This window comes from Pandoraea sp. PE-S2R-1, assembly GCF_002179865.1.
GTDB lineage: Bacteria > Pseudomonadota > Gammaproteobacteria > Burkholderiales > Burkholderiaceae > Pandoraea.
In genome coordinates, this window is the sequence record NZ_NGUR01000005.1 from 250,185 (window position 1) to 263,815 (window position 13,631).

Below are 13,631 nucleotides of genomic sequence, written 5' to 3' on the forward strand. Positions count from 1 at the left end.
GAACACTGTCACATTGGCCGTCTAACGTGGAGGTCCCTACCAAGCTGCCGGGCCTCTGCGATGACTGCTCACGACACCCAACCCGATGATGGCGACGCCATTCATGACGCGAATTGCGACGTGAATCTTGAGGTCGCGCCCGATCTCGCACGCCGTCGCTTGCTCGCCGCCGCGGGCATCGGTGCCGTGGGGCTGATGGCACCGTTTGGTGCCGAAGCCGCAGGCAAGGCAGCAGCAACGACGGCCCCGGCGCCGGCTGGCGCCTCGTCCGATCCCGTTGTCACGCCGCCGGTCGCAGGCTTGCATCTCCAGTTCGGTGCCGATGCCTCGCGCGAGATCGTGGTGTCGTGGCACACCCTCCAGCCGGTCAAGCGTCCTCGCGTATTGCTCGGCCGCCCCGACGGCCGGCTGGAGAAAACGGTCGCTGCCGATGAGGTCCACTATGTCGACGGCAAGTCGAAGCAGACGGTGTATGCCTATCACGCGAAGATTGGCGCTCTGGCTTCCGACTCCGCGTATCTCTATGCCGCGCTGCACGACGGCGCAGAACCGCAGTTCGGCACGTTCCGCACGGCACCGCGCGGACGCCAGCCGCTGCGCTTTACCAGTTTCGGCGATCAGGGCACGCCGACGCTCGGCAAACTCTTCACGCCGCCCGCCGGTGTCACCTTGCCGCCGACGTACGTGAACGACAACCTCGGCTCGCCGGTGGCAGGCGATACGGTGCTCGGCGTCGAGCGTTTGCGCCCGCTGTTCCACCTGTTCAATGGCGATCTTTGCTACGCCAATCTCGCGCAGGATCGCGTGCGCACGTGGTGGGACTTCTGGAACAACAACACGCGCAGCGCCCGCAACCGCCCGTGGATGCCGTCACCGGGCAATCACGAGAATGAACTCGGCAACGGACCGATCGGCTATCAGGCCTACCAGACATATTTCTCGGTGCCGCCCGCCGAGGGGCAGTCGGATGTGACACGCGGTCTTTGGTACGCCTTCACGGCGGGTGCCGTGCGCGTGATCGCCATCGCCAACGACGACGTGTGCTATCAGGACGCTGGCGACTCTTATGTGCGCGGCTATTCCAACGGCGCGCAAAAGGCATGGCTGGAAAAAGAACTGACGGCCGCCCGTGCCGACCGGTCGATCGACTGGCTGATCGTCTGCATGCATCAGGTGGCCATTTCCACCGCCGACAAATTCAACGGCGCCGATCTGGGGATCCGTGAGGAATGGCTGCCGCTGTTCGACAAGTACGGTGTCGATCTGGTCGTGTGCGGCCATGAACACCACTACGAGCGCTCGCACCCGATCCGGGGCCAGCAGGCCAACGGCACACTGACGCCGATTCCGGTCGCTACCGGGACCGAAGTCATCGACACCACCCAAGGCACCGTTCACATGGTGATCGGCGGTGGTGGCACTTCGGCACCGTCCAATCAGTTGCTGTTCAACCCGCCGTGCTGCCGCGTCATTACCGGTGTGGGCGAGCGCGACGAGAAAACCGGCAAGCGCCCGCCGATCTACGTCAAGGAAGACGCGCCGTGGTCAGCCGTGCGCAATGCGGCCCGCGCTTACGGCTTTGCGTCGTTCGACGTCGATCCGGGGCGCCATCCCGGCGATATGACGGAGATTCGCGTGACCTACTTCGACGTGGTGGGGCTGGACGGCCAGATCGCGCCTTTCGAACGATTCACGTTGCGCCGTCCGCGTCGCGATGGGGCGGGCCGGGGGTGAGGTGTTGCCGGGACAGTGAGGGGCAGTCGGGCTGCCGAATTGGGATAACATCTCGGCTGCCTCGCTCACTGAAAACAACGCCCGAAGCATGATCCAGCGCTCTTGGTCCGGCTACATTACGAGTACTGCGTGTGTCAGGTGGGTCACCCGGCTGCCGTCGGTCCCGCTGATGTTCGTTGCGCTGCTGCTGACCTATACGGCAGCGATACCGGTCATTCTCGTGACGCTGGCGATGCCCGAGCTTTCGCTCGCCGGGCCGGGGCTCGGCAACCGAGGCGCGGGTGCGATGATTTTGTTGGGCTGCCTGATCGCGCCACTGCTCGAGACGGCCGTCTTCCAGTGGGCGTGCATCCGGTTGCTCAACCGGTTCAAATGCCCGACGGGCATTACGATTGCCATCTCCGCAACGCTCTTCGCACTGGCCCATACCTACAGCGCCGTCTATGTGCTGATGACGTTCGTCGTCGGACTCGTGCTTGCGGCCACCTTCGTCATCGAAGACCAACGGGGCGGCCGCCCGTTTCTGGTGACCATGGCGGTGCACATGATGCGAAACGCCATCACGACGGTGTACTTCCTGTATTTCGCTACGCCGGGATAGCCCCGAAATTGCGGGGCTACCCCGGTCGCGCAGGGCATCTCAGGGAGACGTCCGTCCGTGCGCCGCGCGCAGGCGGCGAGTGATATCGGCGTCGGTGATCACGACTGCGTCGAACGTGTGCTTGTCGTCGCTGGCGACCACGCCGGGCAGACAGTTTGCCGACGTCGCGCCGCAGAACACGTCGACATGATTGCCCTTCACACCGCCACCGGCGTCCCCGGCGAAGAAGTAGCCGTCGTGCCGGATCTTCTCGCCATCGACGTCGACCATGACGCCACGCGCCGCAGCGATGTACACCACGGTGCCGTAGGGAATGACGCTGCTATCCACCGCGATCGTGCGCAACGGCACCAACTGGTAGCCGTTCACGCCGTCACCAAAAGGCCCCTTGGCGACTTCGAAGTAGCTCTTTCCCGTGCTCTTGATCCACGGCTTTTTGCGGGCATCGATCTTGAGCGTCGCGGCACAGTCCACCTGCTGGGTGCCCGTGCCCGCGTAGTTCAGCGTGCGGCGTGTGTTGCCTTGCGAGACCTGAACGGTCCCTTCAATGGCGCTCAGACACCAGTCGCGTGGCGAGATGTTGTCCGACAGCGCATTGCCTGCGGCGTCACGCAACGGGATACCGGTGGGCACGCTCGCTACCGTGTTGACGTAGTAATGCGTCGCCCAGAGCTTCTTCGGCGTGGCGCTGGCGGTGGGCGCCGGAAAATCGAAATCGGACTGCTGGGCGGTGCCCGCGTAAGCCGTCAACGGCGACGCGAGCAACGCAATGACCATAAGGCGGCGAAGCGTCATGATTTTCCTTTCGTGGCTGGCGATCAGGTGCATGGCGAGAGTTCGACCGGAATGATTTTCGTGTCCTTATCGGTGATCAGGCTTTTGAGCGTGCCCATGTACGAGAAGTACATGGCGGCGGCGCTCTCATCGAGTTGGGACGGCATCGGCAGCAACGCTGCCATTTTTGCGTTGGCGATCCCGTGGACCGACAAGCTGATGCTGCCGTCGAACTTGCTCGCGTTCGCCGACGTCGAGAGGAAGCCGAAAAGGTTGGAGAGCGAGAGCGAGCCGGATTTGGAGAAGTAATGAATCTTCATCTCGATCGAAATGCCGTTTTTCTTCTTGGCATCGTCGGTCCGGTACTGCTTGAACGTGTAGAGCGTCAGGAATTCTGTGCCGTCGGCCTTGGCTTTTCCAACGACGGCCTCCAGCGTCCCCCCGGTGATGACTTGGTAGGTCGTGAGGCTGGTTTCAAGCTCGTTCAACTGTTCGGGCTGGATATCGAGCTCGCTGACCTTGGTCGTGGCCAGCAGGGTCTTTTGGGGAGCAAACAACGGCTGAAGTTGCTCCACGCTGAGACTCTTGTTCAGGAGGGCTGCTTCGGACGTACAGGCTGGATCTGCCGCCCAGCCCAGAGAAGGCACAAAGGCGATGGCCACCGCACTGACGGCGGTGATGGCCGAATACCGGTTCATATCGTTTCCCCTGCGGCGCTTGGCGCCGTTACAGCATCGTCATATTTTTCCCCCGCTGCGCGCCGGTGATGGCCGAAGGGGGACTTGTCATTCAAAACGTGCTATCTACGACGCGCCGTGACGGGTGACCCGATGCCACCGGCGCGCGTCAGAAAATAAGGGAAACGAAATTCGTTGGGAATCCTTCAAATGGACGATGGGCGGTACCGGCCTTCGTCCGGGCGGGGTTCGGCGGTATCGGGGAATTCAATTCCCGGATTTTCGGTACAACGCCAGCCCGCCTGCGAGGGAAAACATCACGACGGCACACACGCGGTTCAGGCGTTTCAGGCCGCGAGCCGTCATCAGACGCGCCGCCTGTACGCCACCGGTCGCGTACAACGTCATCACGACGATATCGACCAGCGCGAACACCACGGCAAGCACGGCGTACTGCGGCACCTGCGGCATCGACGTGTTGACGAACTGCGGCAGGAAAGCGGACAGGAACAACAGAATCTTCGGATTGGTGAGCGTCACGCCGAAGCTGCGCAGAAACACCCGGCGCGCACTCATGTCCGGTTTGATGCGCACCTGACTCAGATCCTTCGGATGGCTGCGCCACAACTGCACAGCCAGCCACACGAGATAGAGCACGCCAACCCATTTGACCGTCGCAAAGAGCATGGCCGAGGCAGACAGCAACGCGCCCAGCCCGGCACCGACCGCCGCCACGATGGCGATGTCGGAGAGTGCCGCGCCGCACATCCCGACCAGCACGACCCGCCAGTTACCGGAGATGCCGTTGGCCAGCGCCAGCAACGTGGTCGGGCCGGGAATCAGGCCGCCGATGAGCGCGGCGGTGGCATAAATCGCAAGCGTGGAGAGTTGCATGACGACGCACCGAAAGGGGGAATCGGCTGCCAGTCTTGCAGATAACCCGCGCGTCGGCAAGCGGCTGGCGGGGCCGCTTGCCGGGGCGCTTACCGGGAGCACGTCGGTCAGTCGACGTGGGCCGCGAAGCCGGTCTTGCCGGGGGCGATGTCGTCCTTGAGCGTGAGCGCCGGAATCTCGTACTGCCCATGGTTCTGACGACGGAACGCGATCGGTGGCGTCGTCGCCAGCGTGTCGAGACGTTCGCCAAGCTGGCGCGTCATCTGGTCGAAACGCGCTGCATCCGTGCGGCCCGTGCGGTAGATCACGTGCGGCGGCAGCACATCGAAACCCGGGTAGAACAGCATGCCGTGCTGAATCGGGAACAGCACGTCGTCGATCGGGCCATTGATGCCGCGCGGACTGTAGTGCGAATCCCAGCCACCGGTCGTCACGACGAGCATCGCCCGCTTGCCGGCCATCGACCCTTCGCCGTAACGCAGACCCCAGCGCGCGTCGGAGTGCTCACCGACGCCATAGGCGAAGCCATAGGCGTACACGCGATCGATCCAGCCCTTCATGATCGCTGGCATCGAGAACCACCACAGCGGGAATTGCAGAATCACCGTGTCGGCCCAGCGCAGCTTTTCCTGTTCGCGGGCAATGTCTGGACGCTGCTGGCCGCTTTCAAAGGCCTGCTTCGAGTCGAGCGACGGGTTGAACGGTGCGTCTGCGGCATGCACGAGCGAGTCTTGCGCATCGACAGTGGCCTTCCACTGCATGGCGTAAAGATCCGAGACTTGTACGTGGTGTCCGGCCGCTTCGAGCCGTTGCACGGCAAAGTCGCGCAGCGCGCCGTTCAGAGAGCGCGGCTCCGGGTGCGCATAGACGATCAGGACATTCATGACCAACCTCCATTTCAAACTGGGAACCTCAGCAAAGCGTTGAGGGAATGAAGGCAGCTTAGGTGGGGAATAGGTATATTGGAAATGAATTGCTGATATTGCAGGTATAACCATGGTTAATTTAAGAAGCATTGACCTGAATCTGCTCGTCACGCTCGACGTGTTGCTGGACGAGCAGAACGTGACGCGCGCGGCGCAACGGCTGCACTTCTCGCAGCCGGCCGTGAGCGTGCATCTGGCGAAGTTGCGCGAGCTACTGGGCGATCCGTTGTTGTTGCCCGGCCCGCGCGGCATGCGCCCGACAGTACGGGCCGAGGCGCTGCGCGAGCCACTTCGCGACGCGCTGGCGGCGCTATCGAAGGCCGTGGCGCCTGCCGACCCGTTCGATCCGGCGCGTGCCGATCACACATGGCGCATTGCGGCGACCGACTACACCGAGTCGACGGTGATCTTGCCGATGCTGCCTGACTTGCGCGCCGTGGCGCCGCACACGCGTCTCGCGCTGATCGAGATGACGCCGGCGCTGATGGCGAAACAGGCGGAGCAGGGCGATATCGATCTGGCGTTTCACACGACGGACGGCTCGCCGGACGGGCTGCGCCGTCGCAAGCTATTCACCGAGCGCTATGTGCTGGTGGGGCGTCGCGATCATCCGAAGTTGCGACGCCGTCCGACGCTCAAGCAGTTCTGCGCGCTGGAGCACGTGATGGTGTCGCAGAGCGGTGGTTTTCAGGCGGGGACAGACGAGGTGCTGGCCGGGCTCGGCCATGCGCGTCGCGTGGTGCTATCGGTACCGCACTTTCTCGTTGCGCGCGCTGCGATTGCGACGTCGGATCTTGTGGCCATGGCACCCGAGCGACTGGTGCGCGACGACCCCGCGCTGCAAATCGTGGCCGCCCCGGTTGAGGTGCCGGGGTTCGAGATATCCATGCTGTGGCACGAGCGCGTGCACCGGGACCCCGCACATCAATGGCTGCGGGAGCGTATTGCGAACGCGGTGTAGAAACGGCAGGTCGGTAATTCGATTCGCGTCTTCGGCCTGCCGATCGAACAAATCTTCAGCGAGGGAGAGTGAGCGTACGGCGCTCGTAATCGAGCGACCCCATCTCGGCGAGTCGGCTGATCGTGCGCGAGAGATCGCGCCAGTCGCGCATGGCATCGAGCGCGGGAATCAACGGCGCGTCCGAGGCGATGACCAACGTGCGCTGCCGGTCGTAGCAGATATCCACCAGCCAGAGAAATCGCTGCAAGGTGTCGGGCCGTCGCAGTCGCTCGACATGCAACGCGTCGACGATCAGCGATTGCCAGTGTTCCGCCAGCGCCAGATAGTCCAGATGCGAACGATGCGCGACGCACAAGTCGTCGAAATTCGCCCACAAGACATGCTCTCCCGAACCACGTGCCGCTAATGCGCGGCCCGCCAGCGAAACCTCCACCGCTGCGCCCGGCGGTGCGCCTTCGAGTTGGGCGTAGTGCTGCGGCAGCACGCCGTTCGCCACGTCGAGCGGCGCAATCCAGCGCGAGAGCGACGCGGGCTCGCCTCCCATCCGGTAATCGGTGGCACCGTCAAAATGCACGATGGCAAAGCGCTGAACGATGACCGCGATGGTCGCTTCGAAACGCGCGTGATATTCCGGATCGGGCAGCAAGTCCTGCGGCGCGTAGTTCGACGTCAGCACGAGCTTCACGCCACGGGCGAGCGCGATATCGAGAAAGCGGCCGATCAGAAACGCGTCGGCAATGTCATGCACGTGGAATTCATCGAAGCACAGCAACGCCACGCCAGTAAGCCAGCGATGGGCGACAGCGGCAAGCCGGTCGTCGCACTTGGGTTCGCGTACAAGCTGACGATGCATGTCGCGCAGAAATTCGTGGAAGTGCACCCGGCGCTTTTCACCGGCGGCCACACTGAACGCCGCGTCGACCACCAGACTCTTGCCGCGGCCGGGCAGGCCGTAGCAATACACGCCGTCGAAGGGGCTGGCGGGCGTGCCAAGGGCAGTGAGCGCCGCGAGGGCGTCACGCTGACGGATATCGGGAACAACGTGGCGCTCGGCCAGCGCTTGCATTACGGGCGCGGCGTCGATCATGAGAATAAGGCTCCGCATTACAACGACCGGCCCGCCAGGGGCGGCGGGGACGGTGTCAACGAGCGCCACTATACCGGCGCGGCGCGCCGTCGGCCAATATGGAATTTGCGTGCTTGTCATCGCATTCCGGCATCGCCGGGGTGCTTCCGGCTTTGCCGCGATTGCTGCTAGAATCGCCGGCAAGGCCGTTGCTGCCTGCCGCTCGCACCCGCAACCCGGGCACGGTGAAAGCATCGCAAGTCAAATGTCTGGCATGTCCGTCCCGTTCCATTGGCGACACGCATCAGCAACGCGAGCACTGATCAACCCCGTCGCCGTAGAACGCTATCAAGGATGGCAAACATGCGAACCTATCTCGACGCCAAAATCATGGCCAAATCCCTGCGCGAGCGTCTTTCGCGCGAGGGCATCGATATCTCCCACGCGCAGGCACTTGAATCCGTCGCCGCTCAGTTCGGCTTTGCCGACTGGAACGTGCTCGCCGCGAAACTCGCCTCGGCTTCCGGCGCCGACGGCATCGTCTTCAACACCGTCGCCCCGATTCACCGGATTTTCGACGAAGCGAAAGCGCGCGAATTCTACGTCGACTTTCTCGGCTTCCGGCTCGATTGGGAACACCGGTTTGCCGACGGCATGCCGCTCTACTGTCAGGTCTCGCGTGCCGGCATGACGCTGCATCTGTCGGGCCACTTCGGCGATGCCAGCCCGGGCGCCACTACGTTCGTGTTCATGCATGGCGTCACGGCTTATCAGCAAGAACTGTCCGGTAAGCGCTACCCGAACATGAACCCCGGCATCGAAGAACTCGATTGGGGCAGGCAGATGACGGTCACCGATCCGTTCAATAACCGCATTCGGTTCTGCGAGTCGAACGGCTGACCGGATCGGCACGCGACGCCGTCGTCGCTATCGTCATTCGTCGTGCACCGGGCCGTCCCAGCCGTCGAGATACTTCGGCAGGTCGTCGCGCACGTCGAATAGCCTGTGGCGATAGAACAGATGCATCGTCGGGCGCAGGGCGGCGGGCAGTTGGCCGTCGTGCGCCCGCGCGAGCAGCGCGTTGGGGACGACGCACATGTCCAGCCGGTTGGTGCCGTGCAACGTCTCGCCGCATTGCGGGCAGAAGCGTCGCGTGAGGCTGCGGGTCGGATGGGCAAAGACCTGCGTTGCACCCTCCATGTTCAACTGGTCCGGCGACCACGCCGTCGCCGCCAATACCGGTGTGCCGTAAAAGTCGCGGCAGGCATGGCAATGGCAGTTGGCGCGAGCGGCAGGCTCGCCGCGCAATTGCATCGTGACGCCTCCGCATTGGCAGGTTACGGACAGGGTGTGAGTGGTTGTTGTCATCGAACGAATCCCGGGACGACCCCGTGACGTTGGCGAAGGCGCGTGAGCGCGAAGGCGTCAGGATACGGCAGTCGGCGTGTTGTGAAGCCTACCGAAAGTCACAGGCCGCCGACGCTGCGCCAGCATCACTCACATCGCTCATACACGGCAGGAATGGCCCTTTCGAAACTCGGGCTTTGCCCGCGCGTGCGGGCGATGCGGTAACGTACTGGCATCTCTCGTCATGGGAACGCCAGACATGTCCGATGCTTTCGATCCGGCGCGCTATTTTCAGCGCATCGGCTATACCGGTCCGCATGAAGCCACGCTCGACGTCTTTCGTCGCGTGCACGCGCTGCATCCGCTGACCATTCCGTTCGAAAATCTCGACCCGCTGCGCGAGCGGCCGGTCAGCGTCGATCTGCCTGCGGTCGTGGCCAAGCTGATCGACGGCGGACGTGGCGGTTACTGCTTCGAGCAGAACCTGATTTTTGCGAAGGCACTCCAGTACCTCGGCTTTGCCGTTACGCCGCTGATCGGCCGGGTGGTGTGGGGGCGCACGTTCGATGCCGAAGCGTCGCAAACGCATATGCTGCTGCGCGTGGATCTGAACGGCGAAGCGTGGCTGGCCGACGTGGGCTTCGGCTCGGTCACGCTCACTGCGCCGCTGCGTCTGCATTCGACCGAACCGCAGGCAACACCGCTCGAAACCTATCGATTCGCAGTGGCCGACGACGGCGAGTACCACTTGAGCGTGCAATCGGGCGACAAGTGGCTGCCGGTGTATCGCTTCGTGACGCGTCCGGCGGAGTGGGTCGATTACAAGCTGGGCAACTGGTTCACGTCGACCGAGCCGGAGTCGGTGTTTCGCAAGACTCTGATGCTGTGCCGTGCGCTGCCGCAGGGCCGGATTGCCGTGTTGAACACGCGGATGACGGAGCGTGGCATGCGTGGCGAGTTGGTCAACGAGACCGAGATCACTTCGTCGGCACAACTCGAACGACTGGTGCGAGATCGCTTCGGCCTGAACACTACCGATGTCGATTTTGACGATCTGTTCCGACGTGCCCAAGCCGGTGCGGCGCTTGCCGCAGGCTGACTGACCCGCAGCACAAATGAAAAGGCCGCCTCCTGAACGGGACGCGGCCTTTGTCTTGTCGTCGATCGCGGCAGCGATCAATCCGTCATTAATTGGCGATGACAGTGCCCGGCCACATGCGCACGGCCAGTGCCCCGAGGGCAGCGAGCGTCGCGAGCGATGCCACGCCCGTCCAGCCCCACAGCGACAACGCTTGCGCACCGAGTGCGGCCCCGACCGACATGCCGATGAACACGCCCACGAACAGCACGGCGTTCAGACGGCTGCGGGCGGGCGGCTCGATGCCGTACACGATGGTCTGATGCGAGACCAGTGCCACCTGCACCCCCAGATCGAAGCCGATGGCGGCCAGCCCGATCAGCCACAACTGGGCATGGGCGCTGAGCAACGGGGCAAAAAGCATCGCCGCAAACGACACGGCCACCAGCGCAGCACCGAGACGCGTGACCACCTGCGGCCCCTTGCGATCGGCAATGCGTCCGGCGAGCGGCGCACCCAGTGCACCTGCCGCACCGGCCAGACCAAACGCACCGGCGGCTGCCGCACCCAGATGGAAGGGGGCTTCGTGAAGCATGACCGCCAGCGTCGACCAGAAGGCGCTGAAAGCGACCGAGAGCAGCCCCTGCGCGAGCGCCGCACGGCGCAGTGCCGGGTGCTTGCGCCACAGGCCGATGACCGAGCCGAGCAATTGGCGATAGGTCATCTGCGTGGTCGGATGGAACGACGGCAGACCGCGCCAAGCCACTACGCCGAAGCCCGCCACGCTGATGGCGGCGACGACATACATCGCCCGCCAGCCGAAGTTCTGCGCGACGAATCCCGAAATCACCCGCGAGAGCAGAATGCCCAGCAGCAAGCCGGTCATGACTGTGCCGACCACGCGCCCGCGAATCGATTCAGGGGCGAGTGCAGCGGCGGCCGGCACGATGTCCTGCGCCATGGTGGCCGTCAGCCCGATGGCGAGGCTCGCAAACAGCAGCGTGCCGATACCCGGCGCCACGGCGGCGAGGAGCAGCGCAAGCGACAGAGCGGCCCCCTTGATCAGTACGATGCGGCGGCGGTCGAACCGGTCGCCGAGCGGTACCAACAGCAGGATGCCGAGCGCGTAGCCGAGTTGCGTGAGCGTAGGCACCCAGCCGACGGTCGTGTTGGCCGCGTGAATGTCGTCGGTCATGATGCCCAGCATCGGCTGGGCGTAATACAGCGAGGCCACCGTCAGGCCAGCGCCGGCGGCGAGTAGCAGAATCAGTCGCGCCGACAGTTCCGGCTGAGGCCGGGTGTCTGACGGACTGGCATTGGAAAGCTGGGCGGAACTCATGCGATTGCTCCAGTGAGGAAACAGTACGGGGCGTAGTTTCCCCTTTGGTGCGGTGCAACGGTAGACCTATAATCCGTAGAACCTTTATACGTGCGACGTATGGCCAAAGCCCCGGAATCGCCTGATTCACCTAACCTCCCGACGGAAAAACCGCCAATCATTGCCCCGGGCGTCCCAGCCCTCAAGGCCAGCGGGGCCGACCGCGTCGAGTTGATGCAGACCTTCGTGCGCATTGTCGAAGCGGGCAGCCTGTCGGCGGCAGCGGCGCTGCTGGGCACCACGCAGCCCACGGTCAGCCGTCGTCTGCAAATGCTGGAGCGCTCGCTGGGGCTGCGGCTGCTGCAACGCTCCACCCATCAGATGAAACTCACCGAGGACGGGGAGCGTTGCTTCACCCGTGCGAAAGAGCTGGTGGAAAGCTGGGAGGCGTTCGAAGCCGATTTGCGCGGCACCGGCGAAGAGCCGGAAGGCACGTTGCGCGTGCTGGCGCCGCATGCGTTCGGGCAAGAGTTGCTGGTTGGCCCGCTGGTGAGTTTTCTCGAGCGCTATGCGGGCATCAAGGTGCACTGGTTCTTGCAGGATCGAGAACCCGATTTCATTGCAGAAGGGATCGACTGCGCCATTCACGTGGGCGAGTTGCGCGACCCGTCAAACGTGGCGATCACGTTGACCGACGTGCCGCGCATCGTGGTGGCTTCGCCCGAGTTGCTGCAAGACCGGCGCTTGCCCACGCATCCGCACGAACTGGCGCAGATGCCGTGGCTGGCGCTGACGACGTTCTATCGCAATGACATCACGCTCACGCACAAGGACACCCGAGAAAGCGCGCGAGTGACATTCGAACCGCGCATGAGTACCGACAGCCTGTACGTCTTGCGCAGTGCCACATTGCGCGGGCTGGGCGTCGGCGTGAGTTCGGCGTGGGTGATGGCCGAAGACGTCGCGCAGGGACGCCTGATTCAACTCATCCCGGACTGGCGCTCGACGGCGTTGCCGATGTACATCATCTATCCCTACGCGAAGCATTACCCGGCGCGCTTGTTGCGCTTTGTCGAGGCGATGCGCGCGGCGGTGCCGTCGGTGATCGACAGCGAGCAGCGCAAGATTCGCGATCTGTGACCTCACGCCTGCACGAGTTTCCCGGCTTTGCCCTGCAATAGCGCTTCGTTGCGCTGGGCGGCGTCGCGCAGGTAGTCCCACAGCGTGGTGATGCGCTTGAGCGTGCGCAACTCTTCATGGCAATAGATCCAGAAGCTGCGCGTGACGACGACTTCATCGACTAGCAACGGCACGAGCCGCGGGTCTTGCGCGGCCATGAAGCAGGGCAGAATCGCCAGGGCTTCGCCCTGCAACGCGGCTTGATATTGCGCGATCACACTCGTGCTGCGCATCACGACGTCGCAGCCCGGCACGACATCTTCCAGATAGCGCAACTCGTTACTGAACGACAACTCGTCGACATAGCTGACGAAACGGCGGCCGCTCAGGTCGGCAAACGTTTCCACGCCGCCGTATTGCGCGAGATAACCGGGCGTCGCGTACAACTGCAACCGGTAGTCGCATAGCTTGCTGCACACATACGGCCCACGCTGTGGCCGCTCGATGGTGATGGCGATGTCGGCCTCGCGCTTCGACAGACTCACGAAGCGCGGCACCGGCAATACGTCTAGCTGAATGGCGGGGTACTCGCGCTGAAAGTGCGAGAGCACGGGCGTGACGAAATACGTGCCGAAGGCTTCCGTCGAGCCGATGCGCACGTGGCCGGAGAGCGTCTGCCCCAAGCCCGCCACCTGCTCGCAGGCCGACTGCAACGTGGTTTCCATCTGCTCGGCATGCACGAGCAACTGCTGGCCCTCGTGCGTGAGCGCAAAGCCCGCATTGCGCGACTTGTCGAACAGCAACGTGCCGAGCGATTGCTCCAACGCCCGGACGCGGCGCGAGACCGTCGTGTGATCGACGCCCAGCCGCAACGCTGCCGCACTCACGCGCTGCGTGCGCGCGACTTCCAGAAAGTATCGAAGGTCGTCCCAGTCGGGGCGGGGCTCGGCTCCCGTGACGGGGGCGGGGGATGCGTGCTTGCGGGTCGCCATGGGCGCCGTCTCCTATGTGCATTTATGCACAAAGTAGATGCAGCTATGTGCTATGTAAAGCAAATTCGCACAAATACAATTCATGAGCGCTGCGCATAGACGACAGCGACGCACGATAAAAACCAGGAGACAAAGCGATGAAGA

Annotated in this window: 14 protein-coding genes; 6 read left to right on the top strand and 8 right to left on the bottom strand. The window is 63.6% G+C overall.

Going from position 1 to position 13,631, the window contains the following annotated elements:
- Positions 1 to 60: 60 nt before the first annotated feature.
- Positions 61 to 1,734 (top strand): metallophosphoesterase, encoded by a 1,674-nt coding sequence (locus tag CDV44_RS02370; RefSeq protein ID WP_212677062.1) that lies wholly within the window; start codon positions 61 to 63, stop codon positions 1,732 to 1,734.
- An 88-nt stretch (positions 1,735 to 1,822) separates the two neighbouring features.
- A complete protein-coding gene (locus CDV44_RS02375; protein WP_087686502.1) occupies positions 1,823 to 2,335 on the top strand; it encodes a CPBP family intramembrane glutamic endopeptidase in 513 nt (170 codons plus the stop codon).
- A gap of 39 nt (positions 2,336 to 2,374) precedes the next feature.
- On the opposite strand, the gene CDV44_RS02380 is transcribed toward CDV44_RS02375, so the two are convergent.
- The 4 genes from CDV44_RS02380 to CDV44_RS02395 all read right to left on the bottom strand — a co-directional run bounded on the left by CDV44_RS02380 (position 2,375) and on the right by CDV44_RS02395 (position 5,564).
- Positions 2,375 to 3,130 carry a 3D domain-containing protein gene (locus CDV44_RS02380; protein WP_212677063.1) on the bottom strand — a complete coding sequence of 252 codons (756 nt, stop codon included), beginning with the start codon at positions 3,128 to 3,130 and terminating at the stop codon, positions 2,375 to 2,377.
- A 23-nt stretch (positions 3,131 to 3,153) separates the two neighbouring features.
- Entirely contained in the window at positions 3,154 to 3,807 is a 654-nt protein-coding gene (locus CDV44_RS02385) for a hypothetical protein (protein ID WP_087686504.1), read from the bottom strand.
- Between the two features lie 246 nt (positions 3,808 to 4,053).
- Positions 4,054 to 4,680, bottom strand: coding sequence for a LysE family translocator (locus CDV44_RS02390; protein ID WP_087686505.1), 627 nt, complete (start codon positions 4,678 to 4,680; stop codon positions 4,054 to 4,056).
- 107 nt (positions 4,681 to 4,787) lie between these two features.
- Positions 4,788 to 5,564, bottom strand: coding sequence for an NAD(P)H-dependent oxidoreductase (locus CDV44_RS02395; RefSeq protein ID WP_087686506.1), 777 nt, complete (start codon positions 5,562 to 5,564; stop codon positions 4,788 to 4,790).
- A 112-nt stretch (positions 5,565 to 5,676) separates the two neighbouring features.
- On the opposite strand from CDV44_RS02395, the gene CDV44_RS02400 reads away from it, so the two are divergent.
- A complete protein-coding gene (locus tag CDV44_RS02400; protein WP_087686507.1) occupies positions 5,677 to 6,567 on the top strand; it encodes a LysR family transcriptional regulator in 891 nt (296 codons plus the stop codon).
- A 55-nt stretch (positions 6,568 to 6,622) separates the two neighbouring features.
- On the opposite strand, the gene zapE is transcribed toward CDV44_RS02400, so the two are convergent.
- Entirely contained in the window at positions 6,623 to 7,654 is a 1,032-nt protein-coding gene (gene zapE / locus CDV44_RS02405) for a cell division protein ZapE (protein WP_087686508.1), read from the bottom strand.
- Between the two features lie 342 nt (positions 7,655 to 7,996).
- Between zapE and CDV44_RS02410 the strand changes: the two genes are divergently transcribed.
- Entirely contained in the window at positions 7,997 to 8,533 is a 537-nt protein-coding gene (locus CDV44_RS02410; RefSeq protein ID WP_087686539.1) for a glyoxalase superfamily protein, read from the top strand.
- A 33-nt stretch (positions 8,534 to 8,566) separates the two neighbouring features.
- On the opposite strand, the gene CDV44_RS02415 is transcribed toward CDV44_RS02410, so the two are convergent.
- Positions 8,567 to 8,947, bottom strand: coding sequence for a GFA family protein (locus tag CDV44_RS02415; RefSeq protein WP_249277376.1), 381 nt, complete (start codon positions 8,945 to 8,947; stop codon positions 8,567 to 8,569).
- Positions 8,948 to 9,239: 292 nt separating this feature from the next.
- On the opposite strand from CDV44_RS02415, the gene CDV44_RS02420 reads away from it, so the two are divergent.
- Positions 9,240 to 10,079 carry an arylamine N-acetyltransferase gene (locus CDV44_RS02420; protein WP_087686510.1) on the top strand — a complete coding sequence of 280 codons (840 nt, stop codon included), beginning with the start codon at positions 9,240 to 9,242 and terminating at the stop codon, positions 10,077 to 10,079.
- 88 nt (positions 10,080 to 10,167) lie between these two features.
- Here CDV44_RS02420 and CDV44_RS02425 read toward each other — a convergent pair whose 3' ends face one another.
- Entirely contained in the window at positions 10,168 to 11,397 is a 1,230-nt protein-coding gene (locus CDV44_RS02425; RefSeq protein ID WP_087686511.1) for an MFS transporter, read from the bottom strand.
- Positions 11,398 to 11,496: 99 nt separating this feature from the next.
- Between CDV44_RS02425 and CDV44_RS02430 the strand changes: the two genes are divergently transcribed.
- Complete coding sequence (locus tag CDV44_RS02430; RefSeq protein ID WP_371328719.1) at positions 11,497 to 12,516, top strand: LysR family transcriptional regulator; 1,020 nt, start codon at positions 11,497 to 11,499, stop codon at positions 12,514 to 12,516.
- Positions 12,517 to 12,518: 2 nt separating this feature from the next.
- Here the strand turns inward: CDV44_RS02430 and CDV44_RS02435 are convergent, their stop codons facing one another.
- Entirely contained in the window at positions 12,519 to 13,487 is a 969-nt protein-coding gene (locus tag CDV44_RS02435; protein ID WP_087686512.1) for a LysR family transcriptional regulator, read from the bottom strand.
- Between the last annotated feature and the right edge of the window lie 144 nt (positions 13,488 to 13,631).